This window comes from Pseudoalteromonas sp. TAB23 (assembly GCF_000498075.1).
Classification (GTDB): domain Bacteria; phylum Pseudomonadota; class Gammaproteobacteria; order Enterobacterales; family Alteromonadaceae; genus Pseudoalteromonas; species Pseudoalteromonas arctica.
The window spans coordinates 17303-41845 of sequence record NZ_AUTP01000313.1 but is presented as its reverse complement, the minus strand read 5'-3'; the positions used below and the strand labels follow the sequence as shown (position 1 = coordinate 41845).

Here is a 24543-nt window from a genome sequence, read left to right as displayed (position 1 = left end):
TGCGCTGTAACCGAGACGAATTAATCAATTTTTATGCATCAAATAGCTGATCTAATTTCAATTTTTGAACGCACTTTTTATCAAAGTCATAATACATGTCTGATAAAAGGCGATTTTGAACCTGTGTATTTACCAGCAACAGAGCAGGTGCCATATCACCAAGTTGTATTTGCGCATGGTTTTTATGCCAGTGCATTACATGAAATAGCACACTGGCTGGTGGCCGGTGATGCACGTCGGTTATTAGAAGATTACGGCTATTGGTACTGCCCAGACGGGCGCGACAAACAAAAACAAGCTGAGTTTGAAAACGTAGAAGTAAAGCCCCAAGCTATAGAGTGGTTATTAAGCACCGCAGCAGGGTTTAATTTTAATGTGTCGGTGGATAACTTAAACGGCGAGCAAACGTGTCGGTTTGATTTTCAGCAGCGAGTACATGCACAGGTGTTATCGCTAATCGAAAATGGCTTTAACTCTCGTACAGAGTCACTTTTAAAAGCACTCTCTGATTTTTATAATACACAGTGGCCATTAACAGTGCAGCAATTTAATTGGCAACATCCGAAGGAGCTTTGTAATGGCGTTTAAATTAGGTTTAATTGTAAACCCAGTAGCGGGTTTAGGCGGAACAGTTGCTTTAAAAGGTAGTGATGGCGCACACACAGCCGCTAAAGCAATCGAATTAGGTGCAGAACCCAAAGCAAATAGCCGTACAAAAGCAGCGCTTGAAGTGCTATTGCCTTATAAAGAGCGCTTAACCATTTACACCGTTAACGGTGACATGGGTGAGCAAACAGCAAAAGCCTTGGGCTTTAATGTAGAGGTTGTATACAACTCTGAAGTAATAACAACCCCAGATGACACAGAACAAGCAGCAAAAGTACTTAAAGACTTTGGTGTTGATTTAGTTTTATTTGCTGGAGGCGATGGTACAGCGCGTAATATTTGCCATGCAATCGAAGATACCATTCCCGTACTTGGTATTCCTGCAGGCTGTAAAATTCATTCTGGTGTATACGCCATTACACCCAAAGCAGCAGGGCGCGTAGTCGAAATGCTGGTTAAAGGTGAGTTAGTTACCTTAGCTGATGCAGATGTAATGGATATAGATGAAGATGCTTTCAGACAAGGCACAGTAAAAGCAAAGCGCTACGGCGAAATGCAAACACCTAGCGAAGTACGCTATATGCAAGCGGTTAAAAATGGCGGTAAAGAAACCGACGAACTCGTACTTGCCGACATTGCAGCGCATGTTGTATCGCAAATGGATGAAGACACATTTTATATAATGGGTAGCGGCTCAACGGTTGAGGCCATAATGGAAGAAATGGGTCTTGAAAATACGTTACTTGGTGTTGATTTAATAAAAGATCAAACCTTAGTTGCCCAAGATTTAACGGCTAAGCAATTGCTTGAGCTTACACATGATCAAAGTACTAAGTTAGTCATTACGCTCATTGGCGGGCAAGGGCATATATTTGGCCGTGGTAATCAGCAATTGAGCCCTGCGCTTATACGTGCAATTGGCAAAGAAAACATTATTGTAGTAGCAACTAAAACAAAACTACAAGCGCTTAATGGTCGCCCCCTTATTTGTGACACCGGCGATGGCGAATTAGATGATGAATTAACGGGTTATATTAAAGTAACCACCGGATTTAACGACCATATTATGTATGCAGTAGGGCACCAAAACCTTGAAAATACAGGTGCTTTGCAAAACCAGGAGATTAATAAATGAGTTTAGTGAACTATATCGATGCAGCCCAGCAGTACTTCGATGATTTAGTAATAAAAGCAACTGACGATGAGTTATTTGCAGGCGGCTATTTACGAGGTCATTTTGATCTTGCAGTTGGTTATGCCGAAGTAGAAAAGCTGACAATCAGTATAGATGAACTAAACGAAACTGTAGAGCAGAGCTTAGTTAAAGCGTATCGTAATGGTGAGCTTAACGAAGAAGATAAGACATTAGTTGCACGCTTGTGGGAAGAAGTTAAAGCCCTCGCTTAAAAGTAAGTGATACAAAAAACACGATTTGTTTATCACTATCGTGTTTTTTTGTGCCCAAAACTTTCAAAGCTGATTTTTATGTTAATTTACTGTTTTGTTTTTATGCGATATTGTTACTAAAAATAAATTTTAGGAACGATAAGAATGAATAATAATCAAGACGCTTTACCTTCAGGGGTTGTTGCGCGTTTTTTAAATTTTGTTGAGCGGGTTGGCAATAAGCTTCCAGATCCAGCCGTAATATTTCTGTTTGCAATGTTATTAATTTGGTTTTTGTCGTGGTGGTTTTCAGGTGTAAGCTTTGATGCAATAGATCCACGTACCGGTGAAGCGATTATTATTAATAATATGCTGGCAAGTGATTCGCTCGCTACCTTTTTATCCTCTATGGTAAAAACCTTTACCGGCTTCGCTCCCTTAGGTGTCGTTTTAGTAGCTATGTTAGGTGTAGGTGTTGCTGAGCATTCGGGCTTTATTAATACTGGCCTTAAGTTAATGCTTAAAGTTACTCCTAAAAAGCTTTTAACGCCTTCAATCATCTTAGTGGCCATTGTTAGCCATACCGCTACTGACGCAGGTTATGTATTAGTTATTCCACTTGCCGGTGTTATATTTTATGCTGCAGGACGCCATCCGCTTGCGGGTATTGCAGCGGCATTTGCAGGAGTCAGTGGTGGTTTTGGGGCTAACTTTATTCCATCAGGGATTGATCCATTACTACAAAGCTTTACCCAAAGTGCGGCGCAAATAATTAATCCTGCAATGACAATTAACCCGTTAAATAACTGGGCATTTGCTTCAGCATCTAGCTTATTTATTGTGGCATTGGGCTGGTACATTACCGATAAAATTATTGAACCACGTTTACAAAAAACAGCAGTTGATGGTGCTAAAGAGGATTTACCTGTATTTGAAGATGCACGTAGTGATGAAAAACGTGCCTTTTATATAGCCAGTACCGTGATGATTGCAGGACTTGCGTTATTAGCATTTGTCTCTGCCCCAGACGATTCTGCAATGCGCAGTAGCGATGGCTCATTAACTAATTTTAGCTCGCCATTAATGCAATCTATTGTACCGTTAATCTTTTTATTATTTTGGATACCCGGCGCGGTATATGGCTTTACCGTAGGCACATTTAAAACCTCTAAAGATATGATAGATGCTATGAGTAAAGCGATGAGCGGCATGGCATATTATATTGTTATGGCATTTTTCTGTTCGCTATTTATTGCTGCATTTAGTAAATCAAATTTAGGTGCATTACTCGCAATCGAAGGCGCGCAGTTATTAAAGGCAATGGAATTGCCAAGTGCAGTAACGGTTGTGGGCATTATCTTTTTAACAGGCTTTGTTAACTTGTTTGTAGGTTCAAGTTCAGCAAAATGGGCATTACTTGGCCCTATTTTTGTACCGATGTTAATGCAACTTGGCATTTCACCAGACTTAACTCAAGCCGCTTATCGTGTAGGTGACTCAAGCTCTAATATTATTACACCGTTAATGCCATACTTCCCATTAGTGGTAGTGTACTGTCAAAAGTATGTCAAAGGCACCGGTATAGGCACTTTAATTGCTATTATGCTGCCGTACTCAATCGCCTTTATGATTGGCTGGAGTATCTTTTTATTAGGTTATTGGGCACTTGGTATTCCTTTAGGTTTAGATGCAAGCTACATTTATCCAGCATTGCCTTAACCTAAACCTTTATGAACCTCACTCACTTGAGTGAGGTTTTTAAATAAAAGTCCTGTAATGTAAAAGTAAGTCTAAGTTACCTTTCTAAATCTCTCACTATATAGCCAAATAAACTGGCCTCTCCAACAATATACACATAATCATTTTTGTTGTTCATTATTGTAGACTTATCGTCATACCACCTAAAATCATGAATCTTATTCGTTTTAGGGTCTTTGAAGTATAAACGAGTACAGCTATCTTCATACTCAGTGCCACACTCTTGTACATCGGTCAGGATGTATTCTTTATACCAATAGTCGCCTTGTGTGTAGTAAGCCCATAATTTAATAGGATCAGAGATAAAAATATAGAGTATTCCATAGATTAATAAAGGGGATAATGGGTACCAATTTCATTTTTGTATCTGAAAAATTGTATTTAAGTGATTCTCTATATTTACTGCAGCGTTTGTATTTATTGAATATAAGTATATTTAAATAGATAAATAGTGCGCAACAGATAATAGGGAGGGCTATAAAGAAAACAACGTCGTATAGCTCATTTGAGATGAATGGTGGATCTGTAAAGTCCATTAAAGTATGAATAGTGATGCATAATAAAATGGAGAGTATTATTGCTACAAAGAGCAAGTTGTCGTAAATCTTTTTCAATTTTTAATTCATCCGTGAACTATAGCCTTTGTTTAGTTTACAGAATTTTTGTTATTTTAAAAATCAGAGGAATATATTTTTAGGCATTAAGTAACCCGAACTCAAGCTAAAAAAACTATCTCAAGCTGCTATTGAATTGACGCGAAGGTTTACTTTGTATTCACTGTGGCAGCAGCATAAAAACAAAAAAACCTTGTCACTTTCGTGGCAAGGTTTTTTTATTAAAGAGTCGTTGCTTATTTAGCTGTGAAGCTTACTGGGCGACGTTCTTTACGAGGGCCAGTACGCTTATCACCGCGTTGGCTATCGTCTTTATCTTTACTAAAGGTGCGCTTTTTGTCACCAGCTGGACGCTCAGAGCGTTCTGCACGTGGCTCAGCAGGGCCTTGATCTTGTGTAATTGTTAAGCCCATAGGACGTTTACAAATAAACACTTTTTGGAAATGATCAAGTACATCTTTAGGCATGTTTTGCGGTAATTGAACCGTACTGTGATTGTCGTGTAAACGAATATCACCAATAAACTTGCTTGAGATGTCAGCTTCGTTAGCTATAGCACCAACAATGTTCTTAACCTGAACACCGTGTTCACGACCTACTTCGATACGGTAAGTATCCATAGGACCTGCATCACGACTGTTACGTTCGCGAGGTTTACGCTCAGCGCGTTCACCACCACGTTCGCCGCCACGTTCGTTACGACGTCCACGGTCACCACCGCGATCATTGCGGTCGTTACTACGTGGGTTGCGATCGTTACGCTCGTTACGTTCACGAGGTTGAATCTTAACTTCTTCAACTTTAATTGGAGACTGTTGCTGTGCTAAACACAGTAACGCACCCGCTAAGCTTTCAAGAGGAAGTTCAAGTTTTTCAGCCATGTTAGTAGCTATCTCGTTAAAGAATGTAATATCTTTGTTTTCAAGCGCAATAGTTAATTTTGCTTGTAACGCTTCAATACGTTTTTCTTCAACGATTTTTGCAGTTGGTAATTCAACTTGTGCAATTTCAGACTTCGTATGACGAATGATATTTTTAAGTAAATAACGTTCGTTATGTTTTACGAATAAAATTGCTTTACCAGTACGACCAGCACGACCTGTACGGCCGATACGGTGAACGTAGGCTTCAGAATCTTGTGGTATATCGTAGTTGATAACTAAGCTTAAGCGGTCAACATCTAGACCACGAGCAGCAACGTCTGTTGCAATAACAACATTTAGCATGCCGCTTTTTAAGCGTTCTACAGTGCGTTCACGTGCTTGCTGGTTCATATCACCATTAAGTGGAGCAGCAGAGAAACCTTCGCGCTCTAATAACTCAGCAAGTTGTACTGTATCGTTACGCGTACGTACGAAAACAATAGCACCTTCATACTGTTCAGCTTCTAAGAAGCGAACAATAGCTTTATTTTTATGTACGCTTGCATTCCAAAACACTTGCTCAACAGATGATACTGTAGAGTTACGCGCAGAAATATGAACCTGTTCAGGATTGTTCATATACTTGCTGCTGATGTTTTGAATTTGCTTAGGCATAGTCGCAGAGAAAAGACATGTTTGCTTTTCGCGCGGTGTTTTTTCCATGATGCTTTCTACATCATCGATAAAGCCCATACGTAACATTTCATCGGCTTCATCAAGTACAAGTGCTTGTAGAGCATCAAACTTGATAGTGCCACGGTTAATGTGATCGATTAAACGACCTGGAGTTGCAACAATAACCTGAGCGCCACGACGAAGTGCGCTTAATTGGATACTGTAGCTTTGGCCACCATATAGTGCCAATACTTCAATACCACGAACATGTTTAGCATATTGTTCGAATGCCTCAGCAACTTGGATCGCAAGCTCACGTGTTGGTGTGAGTACAAGGATCTGTGGCTGTTTCACAGACGGGTCAATATTATTTAGTAATGGCAGTGCAAATGCTGCGGTTTTACCTGTACCCGTTTGAGCTAGTCCCAGTACGTCCTTTCTTTCTAGCAATAACGGTATACATTGAGCTTGGATTTCAGATGGTGTCTTGTAACCCAACTCTTCAACTGCCTTCAAAATTGCAGGAGAAAGATTTAGAGATTCAAACGTGACTGGTTCTGACATTAATACGCCTCAACGAATTTAAAGAGGCGCGCATTATATAGGATTCGCGAGGCAAATGCTTGTATAAATTGAAACTAATTTGTATGTGTTTGATGTTGGTCGAAATTTAACCAGCTCAATATAGGGTTTATTAAACTGGTTAACATATTTAATACAAAGCTTATTTATACAAGCCTAGGTTTTCTTTTGCATAAGCTTCAAATTCTGTAAATCCACCAATGTGATTTTGGTCTACAAAAATTTGTGGAACAGTAGGGCAAGGCTTACCCGCTGACTTTTCAAGGTCGGCTTTACTAATGCCTTCTTTAATTATGTCGATGTAACGAAATTTAAAGTCATCACGTTCATTTGATAATTGCTCAGCAACATCTTTCGCACGAACACAAAATGGACAGCCTTCACGGCCAAAAATTACGGTTAACATAGCTTTCTCCTCAATTTGATTAATATCAGTTTAAATGAATGGAAAATTATTTAAAGAGAAAAAAATCGATTGCACCATTCTAATAAAAGCATAAATCATATTATGCATAGCAATATGATTTGCAAAATGCGAATGAAAAACCAGAGCCCTGTTTGTCTAATACTTAAGTCTATGAATGCAAGTGTGTTTACAAGAATTAATTTATGGCACATAACTTGATGATGTAGAGCTATACATTGGGTTAACGAGAATGCTTTATGAATATTAATAGTCACGTTTTAGAAATTATCCAAGGGGTAATAGGTAAATATTGTGAAACCCAAAGTCAAAAATTCTCTATTACCTTAATCAACAAGTTGCAATGTAACTACGTTTGTTTGCAAATGCCGCCAGAGCAAACGATTGCACAATGCGAGGCGTTTCTTACTCCGGCGCTAGCAGCAGTAAAGCAGTGCTTTTTACTTAACCTCGAAGCAAATATTCAGGGAGTTAGTATTCACTATCAGATTGATGATTCTGAACAAGTAAACACGTTGGATTTTCACGGGCTCTTAGCAACTAAAGAGTCTGTTAGTTTAGCGCTTGATGTTAGACAAAATGTAGACGTTTTAACTGATTGCGAAGCGTTACTCAAAAGCTGTTTAAAAATGTCAGCTAATACTCACGATCGTTTTGGTTTAAATTTTAAATTATTTAATAGCACGCTTAGAGAGTCTGCACAGCTAGAGGATTTACGCCATCTTAGTGGTAACGCATTAATTGATAAATTAAATAGTGACAGCTTAAATACACACATAAAGTTGTGCTCTATTAACGACATTTACGAGCTGAGCCAAGCTCATAAACTATCTAAAAAAATATTAGGCTGGCCATTTTTTGATACCGACTTAATTACTATTTTAACAACATTTCACACACAAACACGTTTATCGGTATTAGTAGCAGACGACAGCTTACCGAGCCAAATTGCTACAAAAGTAATGCTTGAAATGCTGGGCTGCTTAGTAACGTGTGCAGAAAATGGTGCCAGTGCATTAACGCTTGCTCAAAATGAACCATTTGACTTGCTACTTTTAGATGAGCGTATGCCAGGAATGTTTGGTAGCGATGTGGCGCAGCAATTAGTTAGGCAAAATACACCTAATAACAATACTCCTAAAGTTATTTTAACGGGGTTAACAGGCGATGAGCAAATAGCTGAGTTGTTTGATAAAGGAATTACTCACTATTTACAGAAGCCAGTGACAAAAGCGGTACTTGAGAAATTTATTAAACCTTGGCAGTTAGCCTCTTAAATTGATTAATAAGGAGAGAGTTATGGATGATTTCTCTAAGACAGCACCTATTTTAATTGGTTTTCAAAACAATTACTTTTTGCCAAAAGGCATTTTGTATGACGAGGTTGAAGAGTCATCAAGAATTACTGGCGTGGGGGAAAATACACTCTATTTATTGACCTTCTGCGCAGAGCAATTTGCTTTAGTTATTAATACACCCATTCACTTTACGCAAAACTATAGCGAGCTTAAAAATCCGATTGGTATATTAAAAGTCATTGCGGTGGGGGCATTTAAAGCAGGTTCGTACGGTGCTCAAACCATTAAGCAGCTAGACCTTTTTAGTAATATTATAGAGGTGGTATTTGGGAAAAGAAGTTTAAATGCTTTTACACATATAGGTTTAGCCGAAAACATCAAAAAACATGGGGCCACTAATATAATTTTAGCGGGTACTGTGTCTTCTATCTGTATTGATTCAACTGTGCGCACTGCTGTTGCACGTGGTTCTAATGCCACTATTTTAAGTGACTGCACACCGAGACGCACTTCTTTTGAACAAGCATTCTACCGTGAAAAGGTTTCCCTTCTTTATGCACGAGTTTGTCAGAGTAATACTTTTATAAAGTATTGGAGAGATCATGAATAATAATGATGAGCTACAAGTTCAAATCCAATATGCACTAGTTGAAAAACTTTCCAATAGTAATCGACGTCAAGCAAAGCTATTAGCTATTTTAGATGAGTGTATTTTTGAGTGTGATAAACATTTGAATTTTACTTATATTAATGAAGCTTGGGAGAAGAAGTTAGGTTACTCAACCGATTCATTAATTGGCTCCAATATTACTAAGTTAATGAATTGCGATGATATTATGCATTTTGTCGCATACAGCTGTTGTTTGCTAGAAGGAAAGAAGGCACCCAGTGTAGAAATACAAATTAAAAGCAATATCGGGCTGATGAACTGGTTTGAGTTAAGGTTAGTTTATGATGAAAAAAGCGGCTTTATAGGCTCGTTCTATGACATTCAACGTCATAAAGATTCTCAATTATTGCTCACACAACAACAAAAATATGTAAAACGCTTATCGCTTGTTGCGAGCCATACAAATAACTTAGTAATAATTACAGATAAATTTGGCGTAATTGAGTGGGTTAACAATAGTTTTGAAGTACTTACAGGTTACACCTGTGATGAGGTTATAGGCACTAGCCCTGGTCAATTACTGCAAGGGCCAAAAACATGTGAAAAAAGCCGTAAGGTTATGTCTCATGCCGTAAAAAATGGACTTCCTTTTCAAGTTGAAACTACAAATTACGATAAAAACGGTAATATTTATTGGGTTGCTATTGATGCAAACCCAGTGCGAGATGATGAAGGTCAAGTAAAGCACTTTATCGCTATAGAAACTAATATCACGCAGCGAGTTAAAGCTGAACAAGCAATGGCAGAGATAGAATATAACTATCACTCTGTCGTAGATAATATTCCTGATATTGTTTTACGCCTTGATACATTTGGCAACCTATTATTTATAAATCAAGCATGGCAACGCGTCTTACACAGCAATGTAGATGAGAGCCTTGGCTTACCTATAATTAAGTTTATAGCAAAAGAAGATGTAGAAAAAATTAGTAGCACTTTGCTTGATTATAAACATGGTAAGCGTGATATACGTCGCTTTGATATACGTTTGATTAATGCACAAGGGATAAATAATTGGGTTGAAATGACACTTACTCCCATTGTGGGTGGCTACGAAAGCGATTTGTTATCTATTGCCGCAACACTTGTTGATATACAAGAACGTATTGAAAGCGAGCAAATATTGCTTGAAGCTAAACATCAGGCAGAAACATTAGCTGAGTCTAAAAGCCGATTTATGGCAAATATTAGCCATGAAATTCGCACGCCATTAAATGCCGTTATTGGCTCTGCAGATATTTTGCATCATACCGGTTTAACTTCTGAGCAAATGCGTTACACACAAATGATTAAAACAAGCTCTGATGCATTACTGAGTGTATTGGATGATGTATTAACGTATTCGCGTTTTGAAGCACAAGCTATAACACTCGATAATCAGCCATTTAGTATTGATACGTGTATTGAAGAAGCAATAGATATAATTTCCCAAAGCGCTTTGCAAAAAGGGCTTGAGGTTGTTTTTGATTTTTATCCTGATGTCCCCGCTCAAGTAATTGGTGATCATGCACGTATAAGGCAAATAGCCATTAATTTATTAGCCAATGCGATTAAGTTTACTCAGCAAGGCGTAATAACGGTGACCGTTAGATGTACTTACATTGGAGCCAATAATTTAAATCTTCATTTATCAGTAAAAGACACTGGAATGGGAATCGCAAAAAATAAAATAGAAAGTATGTTTATGCCTTTTATTCAATCAGATAATTCAATTACCCGAAAACATGGTGGTAGTGGCTTAGGCCTTGCTATATGTAAGCAAATTTGTGATGTAGTAGGGGGAGATATTTCGGTTAACTCTGAGCTCAATAAAGGGAGTGAGTTTATCGTTAATTACCCGTTACAAATAGACACAACCGACTCAATATTGCGAGAGGGGTTTGCAGCACGAAGTAAAAAGCCAAGAGTATGGATTGTAGGACATAACCAAATTTTAAAAACCGCGTTGGAGCACACACTCACTCGGTTTTCTATCGCTTTTGAGCACTATGAAATATGCCCAGATATCCCTGAGTATGATAGTTTTCCTGATGCAATTGTATTAACTGATCCTCCAACGCTAGCCCAAACACGCGAGTGTATAAATACATATAACTCCCTTAATTCACCGTGTTTACTTATCCTAGACTTACTAGGTGAAAACTTATTACCGCAAAATCTTAACGACAGAGAGCTTAGGTTAAATGGCCCTTTTAAAGTATCGCATGTACCGCGAGCAATTAGTTTATTGGAAGAGCAGTTATTTCATTTAGATATTATATTTACTAATCGTGAACAAAAAGAAGCCTTAGAAAGCCCTTCAGGGTTAACTCAGTTGAATGGGACCAATGTATTGGTTGCTGAAGATAATACTAATAATCAAATAGTAATAAGGCAGTTTTTAGAGCAAAAAGGCTGTCGGGTACATATTGCTAGTGATGGGCAAGAGGCAATAACCAAGGCTAAAAACAATAAACTTGATATTATTTTTATGGATATCCAAATGCCAATACTCGATGGGATTTCTGCAACTAAAGCAATCAGAAAGTTAGGTATAGTCACCCCTATAATAGCGCTCACAGCAAATGCAATTCATGGTGATAAAGAGCGATTTATAGAAGCGGGGATGAATGATTACTTAGCTAAGCCAATTGTAAGTGAGACACTTTATTTATTGCTTGATAAATATGCCCCAGAGCAGGTTATTGAATCTAAACATTTAAAGCTCTCTCGTTTAGCGCAAGTGTGGGAAAAGCTGAGCTGAGCAATGAAGAACAATATAAAAAGTGGGTTTGTGTTGCATAAAACTTGATAAACGAAGAAATTAACCTAGTATTTTAGGAGTAAGTTAAATTTATTTTTTAGTATTTAATGAGTGTTTTTATTATGGTTTTTCAATTTGATTCGCAAATTGCAATTCAAAATAAAAATACAACGTTACGAATTATTTTTGGATTCTAAATTACATTTTTAATTTTTTTAATACTTTGATTTTGTTGTTTATTTTATCTTTCGTTTGTTTTTGTTTAGTTGGCACGGCTTTCGCAACATATTAAATATCAAATCAAGACGAATTTAGTTAAATTTTAAGGGGTGCAAAATGCAAACAAACACAAAAGCTAAACAACAGCCTAAAGGTAACAATTGGGTACTAACACCTGAAATTATGGTTTTGTCTATTTTGCTTGTTGCCACTTTAATAATAGGTATTACAGTTTTACGAGGTAGCGATTCGATTGAACCGTTGGCAGATATACAGCCAATTACTTTTACACAAGCTGATGTTGAAAACGCACAGTTGATGAGTAATACATTTGACTCGCAAAATACTAACTATGCACAACATGTAACTGCTCCTAAAAACGAAAATAATGACACTCTTTCAAACTAGAGACTTTTGCGCAGGTAACTATTTATAGTTGCCTGCGTTTTTTTATGTTCCTACCACCGTTTTAACTTTCTATCCCTCCCTATAAAATTAGCTATATGCTTTTAAATTTAGATTGTGCTTAACTTAGACAGAGTTTTATCAAAGCTTTCTCTTTTCTCACCTACAATTGCTAACACTAGCTTTAGTAGCAGCTATTAACTGGCTTATCTGTGTTTTATAGGCTCGATTAAGCGCTCATTTGCCAATTTAGGTGCATAGCAAACTGAATTGCAAAATGCGAATAAAGTGGGAGAACTAAAATCTTTTAACCTTCCAATTTAACCGCCTGAATCTATTGGTTTTTATTTCTATTTTTCCACATTTAAAATGGCCTGTAAATTGCTACTCATTATAATAAGTCACTAAGAGTGAAAAACGGAGCAAAATCATGAGTGCGTTTAAATACCTAGAATCGGAAAGCCCAGTCAATCTCGCAAGATGGCATGAGTTAGAAAGAATCATGTCTGATTCAATGCAAAATAATTATTTTAAAATGGTTTATCAACCGCTTGTATCATTAGGAACGGGAAAGTTGGTCGGCTTTGAGTCGCTAGTAAGGTGCCAATCACCGCGCTTTGGCATTGTTGGCCCTGATGAGTTTATCCCGCATGTAGAGCAATCGGGAATGATTTTAGAATTAGGTGACTGGATTTTTGAGCAATGTTTGTCTGATCTAAAACAGATGCGACATTTTGGTATGACAGATATTGCTGTTTCTTTAAATATTTCACCGGTACAAATTTTAGATGGTGATGTGTTTTCAAAAGTAATGGCTTTGCTAGAAAAGCACCAAATACCACCAGAGGCCATCAAAGTAGAACTAACGGAAACAGCGCTCATTCATAGTCCTGATAAAATAGCTAAGGCGTTTGAAAACTTCCATAAAGAAGGCGTAAAGGTGTGGATTGATGATTTTGGCACTGGGTACGCGTCTTTAGGTCTACTTCGTCAATTTGATATTGATGGTTTAAAAATTGATCGCAGTTTTGTAAGTGGTATTGCAACTAATAATGAAGACTTTACGTTATGTAGTGCAATTATTGCGATGGCTCAGCGATTGGGCTTACAAACTGTAGCAGAAGGCATTGAAGAGAATGAGCAATTACAAATATTAGAACAACTTGGTTGTGATATTGCTCAGGGGTACTTGCTCGATAAACCGCAAACATTAACAAAAAGTATTGATACCTGGGCTCTGTAATTGTTTATATTCATTTTGATTTGCAAAATGCAAAAAATAAATTACTCTTAAACTACAACTCTTACATTTTATTAGTGTACGAAGCTTTAACTTACACAAAGGTTATCTATGCCTATATCAGAGCAGTTTATCGATAAAAGTATTACTGAGCTAAACGTTTTAATTCAACTTGAAAAGGATGTTGGAATAAGCGTTTTAGCTCGATTAGTAAACTTATTTATCGATGAATTAGTTACTATGGCTAACCAATTAGATACGGCAATTAGTAATGCAGATATTATAAAAATTAGAGAAATAATGCATGTTTTGAAAAACTCGGCTGCTTTATATGGAGCCGCTCCTTTAGCTGCATTGGCAACACAGTTACACGATTCACCACCACCAACCACAGAAGAAAATTTGCACGCAGCGCTTGTTATTAAGCATAACTTGGATAAAACCCGAGATGCATATCAAATAATGAGTAAGAGTATAGCTATCTAGGAGAAAGCCGTGTCAGATATAATGGGTAAAGGTCTTGTTTATATAGTTGAAGATAGCATCGCAAGTGGTGCTTTGTACGCAAGTCAGCTAGAGCAAGTAGGTTTTGAATGTAAGCATTTCGCAGATGGGTATTCTGCGTTGGTCGGTATTAAAGAAAAAATGCCTGCGGTGATAGTACAAGACGTATGTTTGCCTGATATAAGTGGGCTTGAAGTTTTACAATTTGTAAATAAACAAAAAAATCCTGCTAATGTAGTCATGATCACCTCAAATAGTTCTATTGATATTGCAGTGGAAGCTATGCGTTTAGGTGGCTTTGACTTTTTAGAAAAACCCTTCACAAGTCAGCGACTTATTAGCTCAGTAGAAAGTGCGTTAACACCCAAAGAGCAAACTAAAGTACAACCTTTGGTTGAAAGCAGTGATAAAAGCCAAGATTTTGTTGGTGAATCTCTCGCAATGAAAACCGTTTTTAGATTGCTAGATAGTGCAGCTAGAAGCAAAGCATGCGTATTTATTACAGGTGAAAGTGGAACCGGTAAAGAAGTTTGTGCACAAACTCTTCATGATGCAAGTCCCCGAAATAAAGGGCCGTTTATTGCTATAAACTGTGCTGCGATCCCTGTTGAATTATTTGAGTCTGAATTTTTTGGGCATGTTAAAGGGGCATTTAGTGGCGCTTTAAGCGATCGTAAGGGCGCAGTTGAAGTGGCCAACGGCGGTACGTTATTTCTAGATGAACTATGTGAAATGGAGCTTAACTTACAAGCTAAGTTATTGCGCTTTTTACAAACTGGCATATTTAGCAAGGTTGGTAGCAGCGAGGTATTACACAGCGATGTTCGCTTGGTATGTGCAACCAACAGAAATCCAATAATAGAGGTAGCAGAGGGGCGCTTTAGAGAAGATTTATATTATCGTTTAAATGTTATCCCCGTAAAGCTCCCGCCTTTAAGGGAGCGCGGAAACGATATTTTACTGCTCGCTGAGTATATTTTAAAACAAAAAAGCGATAGCAACGCTAAACATTTTATTGGCTTTTCTGATGAAGTTAAGGCGCTTTTTTGTAATTACGATTGGCCAGGAAATATACGCGAACTGCAAAATGTAATTGAAAATACAGTCGTTATTAATGATGGCGATGTAATAGAAAGAGATATGCTACCAAATTCATTTGGTCTAGGCGCTGTAAAACACTCAAGCTCAGCTAAGTCAATTCACAATACAAACGATCAGAGTGTTCAATTATCTCCTATGTCGGTTCACGATATAGAACCATTATGGCAAGTTGAAAAAAGGGCTATTGAAAACGCAATCAAAAGCTGCGAAGACAACATTCCTCTTGCTGCTGCTTATTTAGGGGTAAGTGCATCTACCATTTATAGAAAAATAAAGGGATGGTCTTAAAGCTTTAATAGATTTTAATTGCAATTTTAGGTTGAATTAATAAAAGTTACCCTAAACTCTATGTGTAAGAGCAAAATTAATTTTTAATCTGAAATAGTAAAAGGAGATCGCAATGAGTAACACTAGTTTAAAACCTGCGGATATTATGCCATCACTAGTAGTGAGTGATGTTGATGAGAAAAAGGTAGATTTAGTTGACAGAATAAGTGACTCTCCGTGGAAAATGATTGTTGTTTATCGAGGCCAGCACTGCCCTAAATGTACTGCGCAACTCAACGAGCTTGCTAAAGTTCATAAAGACTTTAAAGAGGCTGGAGTTGAAGTGGTTGCAGTAAGTGGTGATAGCCATGAGCAGCTTAATAAACATCTTGAAAAAATAGATATTAACTTCCCAATTTACTATGGTTTAACAATCGAACAAATGACTGATTTAGGGCTACATATTAGCGAGCCTCGCAGTGGTGCAGAAACTGATCATCCATTTGCTGAACCAGGGATTTATGTGCTTAATGAAAAAAATCAGCTTCAAATGGTCGATATATCAAACAGCCCGTTTGTTCGTCCTGATTTAGAGCAACTGCTAGGTGGGATTAAGTTTTCAAGAGAAAACGACTATCCAATCCGGGGCACATTTATTAAATAGTATTCATTTTACATGGTTTCAAAAAAGGCACTCTTCAGTGCCTTTTTTATTTATTTTTAATAAATTTACTTGAAAACAATTTTACCGTCCATATATAGTTAAGTAGGACGCCTGATGGGTCCTACATTAAACTTAAACAATTGAAATTTATATTATTAATTAAACTTTGCTTGAGCTTGTTCAATAGAAAAGCACATGCAAAATATCGCTTAAATATGAGGATATTATTATGCGTACAGTAGACTTATCACCACTTTATCGTTCATTTATCGGCTTCGAACATTTAGCATCACTTATGGATGCGGCAGCTAATACAGACAAGCAGCCGAGTTTTCCTCCTTACAATATAGAAGCACTCGATAAAGACAAATACAGAATCACTATGGCCGTTGCCGGTTTTAGTGATAGTGAATTGACCATTGAGTCAGAAAACAACACATTAAAAGTTGCAGGTATTAAAGCTAATAAAGATGAAAATAATGAACGTAAGTTTATTCATCAAGGTATAGCAGAGCGTAACTTTGAACGTAAGTTTCAGCTTGGAGACCATGTAAAAGTACTTGGTGCCGATTTAGCTAACGGCTTATTGAGCATAGAGTTACAGCGTGAAATTCCTGAAGCACTTAAACCACGTAAAATAGAAATTGGTAATAGCAATCTAATAGAAGGTAAATAGTCTTCTAAAGTACATATTCCCCTGATTATTTAGCCGCCTCATTTGAGGCGGTTTTTATTTAAAGCGCTTCTAAATTATTAAGGTAGTAGGTTGCTTGTTGCAGTGTTTGTTCTTGAAGTGTTTTATCTTGTTTATCCCAGTTTTTATATACCATACCAATACGTGGATTCTTCTCTAGCCTGTCTCTGTGTCTATTCATGAAATGCCAATACAAGCTATTTAGCGGGCAGGCCTTATCTCCTACTTTTTGTTTAACATCGTACTGACAGCTTTTGCAGTAATCGCTCATTTTATTAATGTAGTTACCGCTTGCAGCATAGGGTTTTGTTGCAATTATTCCATCATCGGCAAACTGGCTCATGCCTCGAGTGTTGGGCATTTCTACCCATTCTATGGCATCTATATAAATGCCTAAGTACCAGTTGTCTACGTCATCAGGGTTAATACCTGTAAGCATGCAAAAGTTCCCAATAACCATTAGACGCTGAATATGATGGGCATAAGCGGTTTCAAGGCTTTGTTTGAGTGAGTGGCTTAGACAATTCATTTTTGTAGAGCTGTTCCAAAAATAAGATGGCAGTTTATTTTTGGCTTGTAATTGATTTTTAACTGCGTAGTCGGGCATGTTAATCCAATAAATGGCACGTACATACTCTCTCCAGCCTAATATTTGCCTAGTAAAGCCCTCTACTTGCGAGAGGGATATTTCATTGGGTCTTTGTTCGTATTCGCTTATTACACGTTTGATTACATATAACGGGTGGAGTATTTTTGCGTTTAGGGCAAACGATAAACGGCTATGGTACAGGCTGGTATTGTTTTTACTTTGATCTGTCATCGCATCTTGAAAGTGACCAAAGCGACTAAGTAAGTGCTCACAAAAGTATTCAAGAGATTCAATCGCTTGTTTACGAGTTGTTGGCCACTCCAGTGAATGTTGATTTATTTCACCCAAATAAGCGACGTTGTGTTTATTTAAACGAGAGATAATGCTGCTAACATCAGTATTGAATAACTTAGGCTCTGGGATGTCGGCTAAGTCTTTTTTGGAAAATTTATTACGATTATTACTATCAAAATTCCATTTGCCACCAGTTGGCTTTGCATCATCAATTAATATATTAAATTGCTTACGCATAGCACGATAAAAGTGCTCCATTGTTACATGCTTGTTTTTTGTAAAGTGTGTTTTTATATCGGTGAACGGTAATAAAAAGTGTTCAGTATCTGTAGCAATTACATTTAATGAGCTATCACTTTTAAACTTAGCTAATTGAGATTTTAGCCTAAACTCGTCAGGGTATTGATATTCAATAGAGTCGCATTGGTATTTATCGGCAACTCGCTTGAGTAATTCAATCAAGTCTTTGTCGTCATTGGTATCATCAAGTGTTAAATACAAAACATTAAAACCAGCCGTGTTTAATGCAGTTGCAAAGTTTTCCATAGCATTAAAAAAAGCACACAGTTTTTGAATGTGATGTTTAACGTAGTCAGTTTCTTGTTTTAGCTCTGCGATGAGGTAAAGCGTATCGTCGTCTTTTTGTTTGTACCATGAATGAGATGGGTTTAGCTGATCGCCTAGTATTAGTCTGAGTGTTTTGTGATGGGTCATAGTAAAGCCAAATTTTTTTATACGGACGTATTTAATTAAAGGATCGTTTTACTATTTAACTACGAGAGAATAGAGCAAAAAGGCTTAACCGATTATCAAGGCAATAAAGGCGTGTTGAACCATGGTGTGCAAATGAGTTTAATTAATGGGGAGGTTAAGTAAGTTAAATTGCCACCCCTAAAAATTGTATATTTAAATTTTATTACTTTGCTTTTGCTGCATTTTTTGTTGTAACGAAACCACATTAGATACATTAAATAGAATATTGCTGGCAAAGTTTTCAAAATATTTAAGGGCTTTTTTCCAAGCGAGCTGGCTCTCAGGAGTAAAGTGTTTACCAAGGTGCTCTTTAAGGGTTTCGTAAAACGCATCAGATAATAGTGCAATGTCATTTTGTGAAACACTGCTTTTTTTTAGGTACATTAAATGATGTGCTAAAAAAGGAGCTACCGATGCTGGCTTATCTAAATGTTTAACAATTCGTTCTAACACACAAAAAAGGGTAAAACTCTTTTCGTTAAATTGTAAGGCTGTTGGGTAATTCATTTCAATGCTAGATTCAGCCAATTTACTGTGAAATCGAGCCGTGAATGCATGAAAATTTGGCTTAATAATTGTTAAGTTATTTAACAATGCTGATTGTTGTTGATTCATTTTTATCTCGCTGCAGTGAGTAATAACTATTATTATTAAGTGGCATAAAATTGATTATAGCGGGCAGATAAAATTCTGCACGTTTTTTTAGTGTTAAAGTATGGGTTTTAGTTATATCAATTTATTTTCTGGTAAATTGTAAGCATCTAGAAGGTACTAAGGTAGCTCAAATTTAGTTTGTTTGATTTTCACTCAAAAATAATAAGCTATAATATTTAATAATTTAGAGACAGCATTTTATAAAATTGATTGATTACTTATGTTACTTATATATACATTAAATTAGCATCTTGACGAATTGGAAATTTTATAAACTAATTGCGTATTATAGTTGCTAATCATCCCGTACATCCTTATAATAGCGGCCATTGTTTAGCATGTTGTAAAACAGCTAACAGCGATATTAAATTTAAAGTTTGATATCTATTGGCGCGGGATGGAGCAGTCTGGTAGCTCGTCGGGCTCATAACCCGAAGGTCGTCGGTTCAAATCCGGCTCCCGCAACCAATTCTACTAGTAGGTATTACCTTACTAATTTATATCGCGCATTCTAAGTAATGCGCGTTTTGCGTTTTAGACTATGTAGTTTAATTAGGTCAGTTTACTGACTCGCAACCAAGCTTGGCCCTAGGCCACACAGTTTTATGCTTTATTGGTGTGACGCCCCGCTTGGTTCGGGGCGTTGTTGTATCTGCACCTTGCGATTTGTGGCAATTGTCATCAAATTAAAACTTAAACTCAGTATTTTAGGGCTATAAGCCCTTTTTTTGTTTGTATGGAGGATTTTCGTGACAAAACTTGAACAAGATTTAGTAACCATGTTAACGCCTGCGGTAGAAATGTTAGGCTTTGAATTGCATGGTCTTGAATTTGTGCAAGCGGGTCGCCATTCTACCTTAAGAGTATATATTGCTCATGAGGATGGGATCTCAGTTGATAACTGTGCGGATGCAAGTCGCCAAATTAGTGCGATTTTAGACGTCGAAGACCCAATTACAAATGAATATGATTTGGAAGTATCGTCTCCTGGTGTTGATCGTCTATTATTCAAACAAGATCACTACGAGCAGGCGCAAGGAGAGGAAGTACGCGTGCGTACTAAACTTCCACAGGATGGTCGTCGTAATTTTAAAGGCGACTTAGTAGCAGTTAGCAGCGATATGATCACACTATCTAGCGATGGTGCAGAGCATCTGATCATGCTTAGTAACATCGAACGTGCGAATTTAATCGCGAAGTTTTAAATTCGAGTGCGAAGGAATAGGGCAAGCGAGGCATTACCCATGGCAAAAGAGATATTATTGGTTGCTGAAGCCGTTTCCAATGAGAAAGCGGTTCCAAAAGAAAAGATTTTTGAAGCTCTAGAGTTCGCTTTAGCGACAGCTACAAAGAAAAAACACGATGGCGAAATTGAAGTACGCGTAGCAATTGACCGTAAAACCGGTGATTACGATACGTTCCGTCGTTGGCAGATTGCCGCTGTATTAGAAGATGGTTCTTTAGAGAACCCATACAGCGAAATCACTCTAGAAGCAGCACAGGTTGAAGAACCTGATTTGCAAATGGGTGATTATGTTGAAGAGCAAATCGACTCAATCAAATTTGACCGTATTACAACACAAATGGCTAAGCAAGTTATCGTACAAAAAGTACGTGAAGCTGAGCGCGCTTTAGTTGTTGAAGCATACAAAGATCAAGAAGGCGAGCTGGTAACGGGTGTTGTTAAAAAAGCAACTCGCGATGCAATCGTACTTGATTTAGGTAACAACGCAGAAGCGGTAATTTACCGTGATGACATGTTACCACGTGAAAACTTCCGCCCGGGTGACCGTATCCGTGGTCTTTTATATGAAGTTAAGCCTGAAGCACGCGGTGCACAATTATTTGTAACGCGCTCTAAACCTGAAATGCTAATGGAATTATTCCGCATTGAGGTGCCAGAAATTGGCGAAGAGATGATTGAATTACGTGCAGCAGCACGTGATCCAGGTTCACGCGCTAAAATTGCTGTTAAATCTAACGACAAACGCATTGACCCAATTGGTGCATGTGTTGGTATGCGTGGCGCACGAGTTCAGGCTGTATCGTCAGAACTTGGCGGTGAGCGTGTTGATATCGTACTTTACGATGACAACCCGGCACAATTTGTTATCAATGCAATGGCGCCAGCAGAAGTTGCTTCAATCGTAATGGATGAAGACACTCACTCAATGGATATCGCTGTAGAAGCAGATAACCTAGCGCAAGCAATTGGTCGTAATGGTCAAAACGTTCGTTTAGCAAGTCAGTTAACTGGCTGGGAACTAAACGTAATGACTGTTGAAGACATGCGTACTAAAAATGAAGCTGAATCTGATAAGTTACTTAACTTATTCACTGAAAATTTAGAAATTGATGATGAGTTTGCATCATTACTTATCAACGAAGGTTTCTCGACACTTGAAGAAGTGGCGTATGTACCAGCGTCTGAATTTTTAGAAATTGATGGTCTTGATGAAGAGACTGTAGATTTACTGCGCTCACGCGCAAAAGATGCATTGACAACTAAAGCACTTAAAACGGAAGAAAGCTTAGATGGCGCAGAGCCAGCTGAAGACTTACTTGCGCTTGAAGGTTTAGAGCGTCACTTAGCATTTGTTATGGCAAGCAAGGGTGTTGTTACACTTGAAGACTTGGCAGAGCAAGGTATTGACGAATTAGTTGATATCACAGAACTTTCATCTGAAAAAGCGGGTGAACTGATTATGGCTGCACGAAACATTTGTTGGTTTGCAGACGAGTAATTTATTAACGGAGGTATTACACACTATGGCAGAAGTAAATGTTGAAAAACTAGCCGGCGATATAGGTACGACTGTTGATAAATTGCTACAGCAGTTTTCACAAGCAGGTATCACTAAGCAAGCAACTGATAACGTAACAGAAGCTGAAAAAGCAACGTTACTTGATCATTTAAGCAAGCATCATGGCGGTACAGGTTCAGATGGCCCAGCGCGTATGACTTTACAACGTAAGAGCAAAAGCACTTTAAGTGTTACGGGCTCTACTGGTAAAGCAAAAGATGTTCAAGTTGAAGTTCGCAAAACACGTACTTACGTGAAGAAAAGCGCAATGGAACAAGAACAAGAGCAAGCTCGCTTAGCTGCTGAAGAAAAAGTGCGTCTTGAAGAGCAGCAAAAAGCTGACCAAGAAGCCGCAGAATTAAAAGCGAAACAAGAGGCAGAACGCAAAGCGAAAGAAGAAGCCGACCGTAAAGCCAAAGAAGAAGCTAAACGCAAAGCTGATGCAGAGCGTAAAGCGAAACAAAAGCAGATGACCCCAGAGCAAAGTGCTAAGTCTGAGAAAGATCGCATAGAAGCTGAGCGTCTGCAAAAAGAAGCAGAAGAGGCCGCATTGAAGAAAGCTGAAGAAGAAGCGAAACGTCAAGCAGAAGAAGCAAGAAAGCTAGCTGAAGAAAACTCGGCACGCTGGAAGAAAGAAGAAGAAGAACGTAAGAAACGCGAAGAAACAGCGGATCACCATCTTACGACTTCTACTTATGCACGTGAAGCAGAAGATGTTGCCGATGCTCGTGATGAGCAAGGTACACGCCGTGCTAAGAAAAAGAAAAAAGCGCCAGCAAAAGATAAATTTGCAGCGTCAAGAGGCCGTAACAAGTCTAAGTTAAAAGCACCTGCATCATTACAACATGGTTTCCAAAAACCAACTGTTGATGTTAAAAATGAAGTGCGTATTAGCGAAACAATTACAGTAGCTGAGCTTGCATCACGCATGGCCGTTAAAGGCGCTGAAGTTGTTAAAACAATGATGAAAATGGGTGACATGGTTACTATTAACCAAGTGATTGACCAAGAAGCTGCACAATTAGTTGCAGAAGAAATGGGTCACAAGGTTATCATTGTTAAAGAAAACGAATTAGAGCAAACAGTACTTAATGACCGCCACGAAGATGGTAAGTCAGAGCCACGTGCTCCAGTAGTAACTGTAATGGGTCACGTTGACCATGGTAAAACATCAACTCTTGATTACATTCGTTCTGCGAAGGTTGCTTCTGGCGAAGCCGGTGGTATTACACAGCATATTGGTGCATACCATGTTGATGTAAACGGTCACATGATCACCTTCTTAGATACACCAGGACATGCTGCATTTACTTCAATGCGTGCTCGTGGTGCTAAAGCGACTGATATCGTAATCCTAGTAGTTGCAGCAGATGATGGCGTTATGCCACAAACTAAAGAAGCGGTACAGCATGCTCGTGCAGCTGGCGTTCCTTTAATCATCGCAGTAAACAAAATGGATAAAGAAGGCGCAGATCCAGATCGTGTTAAAAACGAACTTGCTGTACTAGACGTTATTCCAGAAGAATGGGGCGGCGATACGCAGTACGTTCATATCTCAGCTAAAACTGGCTTAGGTATTGACGACCTTCTTGAAGCAGTATTGAACCAATCTGAACTTTTAGAGCTTTCTGCACCTACTGAAGGTATGGCGGCTGGTGTTGTTATTGAATCTCGTCTTGATAAAGGCCGTGGTCCAGTAGCATCAGTACTTGTTCAATCTGGTACGCTTAACCAAGGTGACATTGTATTATGTGGTCTTGAGTATGGCCGTGTTCGTGCAATGCGCGATGAAAACGGTAAAGACATTAAGTCAGCTGGTCCATCTATTCCAGTTGAGATTTTAGGTCTTTCTGGTATTCCAGCTGCAGGCGACGAAGCGACTGTAGTTAAAGATGAGCGTAAAGCGCGTGAAGTTGCTTTATACCGTCAAGGTAAGTTCCGCGATGTTAAACTAGCACGTCAGCAAAAAGCTAAGCTTGAAAACATGTTTACTAACATGACTGAAGGCGATGTTTCTGAAGTTAACGTGGTACTTAAAGCAGACGTTCAAGGTTCTATCGAAGCAATCTCTGATTCACTAACTAAACTTTCTACTGATGAAGTGAAAGTGAAGATTGTTGGTTCAGGTGTTGGTGGTATTACCGAAACTGATGCAACACTAGCTGCAGCGTCTAACGCAATTGTAGTTGGCTTTAACGTTCGTGCTGATGCTTCAGCTCGTAAAGTTATCGAGACTGAAAACTTAGACCTACGTTACTACAGCGTAATCTACAGCTTGATTGACGAAGTTAAACAAGCAATGTCAGGTATGCTAGCGCCAGAGTTTAAACAAGAAATCATTGGTCTTGCTCAAGTTCGTGACGTATTCAAGTCTCCAAAAATTGGCGCAATCGCTGGTTGTATGGTTACTGAAGGTGTTATTAAACGTAGCGCTCCAATCCGTGTACTACGTGAAAACGTTGTTATCTATGAAGGTGAACTTGAGTCACTTCGTCGCTTTAAAGACGATGTTGCTGATGTTCGTAACGGCATGGAATGTGGTATCGGCGTTAAGAACTACAATGACGTACGTGTTGGTGACCAAATCGAAGTATTCGAAACAGTTGAAGTACAACGTACTCTATAATTGTTACTAGGGAGTATTGAACGCTCAGGTTAACGCCGGACGTTCTACACACCCTACGCTAAGATTTTAAATGGGGGCTTAGCCCCCATTTGCATATCCATTATTTAGTT

20 protein-coding genes and 1 tRNA gene are annotated in these 24543 nt (G+C 38.3%); 17 read left to right on the top strand and 4 right to left on the bottom strand.

Going from position 1 to position 24543, the window contains the following annotated elements; all coding sequences use genetic code 11:
- The first annotated feature begins 33 nt into the window (after nt 1-33).
- The 4 genes from L654_RS0120200 (at nt 34) to L654_RS0120185 (ending at nt 3711) form a co-directional block, all read left to right on the top strand.
- The gene (locus L654_RS0120200) at nt 34-588 is read left to right on the top strand and encodes an elongation factor P hydroxylase (protein ID WP_024608894.1); all 555 of its coding nucleotides are present in this window, start codon (nt 34-36) and stop codon (nt 586-588) included.
- Nucleotides 578-1741, top strand: coding sequence for an ATP-NAD kinase family protein (locus L654_RS0120195; protein ID WP_024593901.1), 1164 nt, complete (start codon nt 578-580; stop codon nt 1739-1741). Before L654_RS0120200 ends, L654_RS0120195 begins: the two co-directional genes overlap by 11 nt.
- Nucleotides 1738-2013: a YfcL family protein gene (locus tag L654_RS0120190; RefSeq protein ID WP_002962183.1), complete on the top strand. Its 276-nt coding sequence runs from the start codon at nt 1738-1740 to the stop codon at nt 2011-2013. The genes L654_RS0120195 and L654_RS0120190 overlap by 4 nt, the downstream gene beginning before the upstream one ends.
- A 144-nt stretch (nt 2014-2157) precedes the next feature.
- Nucleotides 2158-3711: an AbgT family transporter gene (locus tag L654_RS0120185; protein ID WP_024608893.1), complete on the top strand. Its 1554-nt coding sequence runs from the start codon at nt 2158-2160 to the stop codon at nt 3709-3711.
- 889 nt (nt 3712-4600) lie between these two features.
- On the opposite strand, the gene L654_RS0120175 is transcribed toward L654_RS0120185, so the two are convergent.
- A complete protein-coding gene (locus tag L654_RS0120175) occupies nt 4601-6466 on the bottom strand; it encodes a DEAD/DEAH box helicase (protein WP_007585469.1) in 1866 nt (621 codons plus the stop codon).
- Between the two features lie 160 nt (nt 6467-6626).
- Nucleotides 6627-6890: a GrxA family glutaredoxin gene (locus L654_RS0120170; protein WP_007585470.1), complete on the bottom strand. Its 264-nt coding sequence runs from the start codon at nt 6888-6890 to the stop codon at nt 6627-6629.
- 257 nt (nt 6891-7147) lie between these two features.
- Between L654_RS0120170 and L654_RS0120165 the strand changes: the two genes are divergently transcribed.
- The 9 genes from L654_RS0120165 (at nt 7148) to L654_RS0120120 (ending at nt 16695) form a co-directional block, all read left to right on the top strand.
- Nucleotides 7148-8185 carry a response regulator gene (locus L654_RS0120165; protein ID WP_024608892.1) on the top strand — a complete coding sequence of 346 codons (1038 nt, stop codon included), beginning with the start codon at nt 7148-7150 and terminating at the stop codon, nt 8183-8185.
- A gap of 22 nt (nt 8186-8207) precedes the next feature.
- Nucleotides 8208-8816 carry an isochorismatase family cysteine hydrolase gene (locus L654_RS0120160; protein ID WP_024608891.1) on the top strand — a complete coding sequence of 203 codons (609 nt, stop codon included), beginning with the start codon at nt 8208-8210 and terminating at the stop codon, nt 8814-8816.
- Nucleotides 8809-11619 carry a PAS domain-containing hybrid sensor histidine kinase/response regulator gene (locus L654_RS0120155; protein WP_024608890.1) on the top strand — a complete coding sequence of 937 codons (2811 nt, stop codon included), beginning with the start codon at nt 8809-8811 and terminating at the stop codon, nt 11617-11619. Before L654_RS0120160 ends, L654_RS0120155 begins: the two co-directional genes overlap by 8 nt.
- A 336-nt stretch (nt 11620-11955) precedes the next feature.
- On the top strand, nt 11956-12246 hold the full coding sequence (locus L654_RS0120145; RefSeq protein ID WP_024591629.1) for a hypothetical protein: 291 nt from the start codon (nt 11956-11958) through the stop codon (nt 12244-12246).
- 427 nt (nt 12247-12673) lie between these two features.
- Nucleotides 12674-13486 (top strand): EAL domain-containing protein, encoded by an 813-nt coding sequence (locus L654_RS0120140; RefSeq protein ID WP_225305785.1) that lies wholly within the window; start codon nt 12674-12676, stop codon nt 13484-13486.
- Nucleotides 13487-13594: 108 nt separating this feature from the next.
- The gene (locus tag L654_RS0120135) at nt 13595-13969 is read left to right on the top strand and encodes an Hpt domain-containing protein (protein ID WP_024591627.1); all 375 of its coding nucleotides are present in this window, start codon (nt 13595-13597) and stop codon (nt 13967-13969) included.
- Between the two features lie 9 nt (nt 13970-13978).
- Nucleotides 13979-15376, top strand: coding sequence for a sigma-54 dependent transcriptional regulator (locus L654_RS0120130; RefSeq protein WP_080671250.1), 1398 nt, complete (start codon nt 13979-13981; stop codon nt 15374-15376).
- A gap of 112 nt (nt 15377-15488) precedes the next feature.
- Nucleotides 15489-16019 carry a peroxiredoxin-like family protein gene (locus L654_RS0120125; RefSeq protein WP_007585494.1) on the top strand — a complete coding sequence of 177 codons (531 nt, stop codon included), beginning with the start codon at nt 15489-15491 and terminating at the stop codon, nt 16017-16019.
- A 229-nt stretch (nt 16020-16248) separates the two neighbouring features.
- Complete coding sequence (locus L654_RS0120120; protein WP_007585496.1) at nt 16249-16695, top strand: Hsp20 family protein; 447 nt, start codon at nt 16249-16251, stop codon at nt 16693-16695.
- Between the two features lie 58 nt (nt 16696-16753).
- Here the strand turns inward: L654_RS0120120 and L654_RS0120115 are convergent, their stop codons facing one another.
- Together L654_RS0120115 and L654_RS0120110 are read right to left on the bottom strand one after the other, a co-directional pair.
- The gene (locus tag L654_RS0120115; RefSeq protein WP_024608887.1) at nt 16754-18310 is read right to left on the bottom strand and encodes a cryptochrome/photolyase family protein; all 1557 of its coding nucleotides are present in this window, start codon (nt 18308-18310) and stop codon (nt 16754-16756) included.
- A gap of 192 nt (nt 18311-18502) precedes the next feature.
- On the bottom strand, nt 18503-18964 hold the full coding sequence (locus L654_RS0120110) for a globin domain-containing protein (protein ID WP_010554682.1): 462 nt from the start codon (nt 18962-18964) through the stop codon (nt 18503-18505).
- A gap of 430 nt (nt 18965-19394) precedes the next feature.
- Between L654_RS0120110 and L654_RS0120105 the strand changes: the two genes are divergently transcribed.
- From L654_RS0120105 to infB, 4 genes are all read left to right on the top strand, one after another.
- Nucleotides 19395-19471 (top strand) — tRNA-Met (locus L654_RS0120105).
- A gap of 281 nt (nt 19472-19752) precedes the next feature.
- Nucleotides 19753-20208, top strand: coding sequence for a ribosome maturation factor RimP (rimP, locus tag L654_RS0120100; RefSeq protein WP_002958482.1), 456 nt, complete (start codon nt 19753-19755; stop codon nt 20206-20208).
- A gap of 39 nt (nt 20209-20247) precedes the next feature.
- Nucleotides 20248-21747: a transcription termination factor NusA gene (gene nusA, locus L654_RS0120095; protein WP_007585502.1), complete on the top strand. Its 1500-nt coding sequence runs from the start codon at nt 20248-20250 to the stop codon at nt 21745-21747.
- 25 nt (nt 21748-21772) lie between these two features.
- Entirely contained in the window at nt 21773-24433 is a 2661-nt protein-coding gene (infB, locus tag L654_RS0120090; protein WP_007585504.1) for a translation initiation factor IF-2, read from the top strand.
- The last annotated feature ends 110 nt before the right edge of the window (nt 24434-24543 follow it).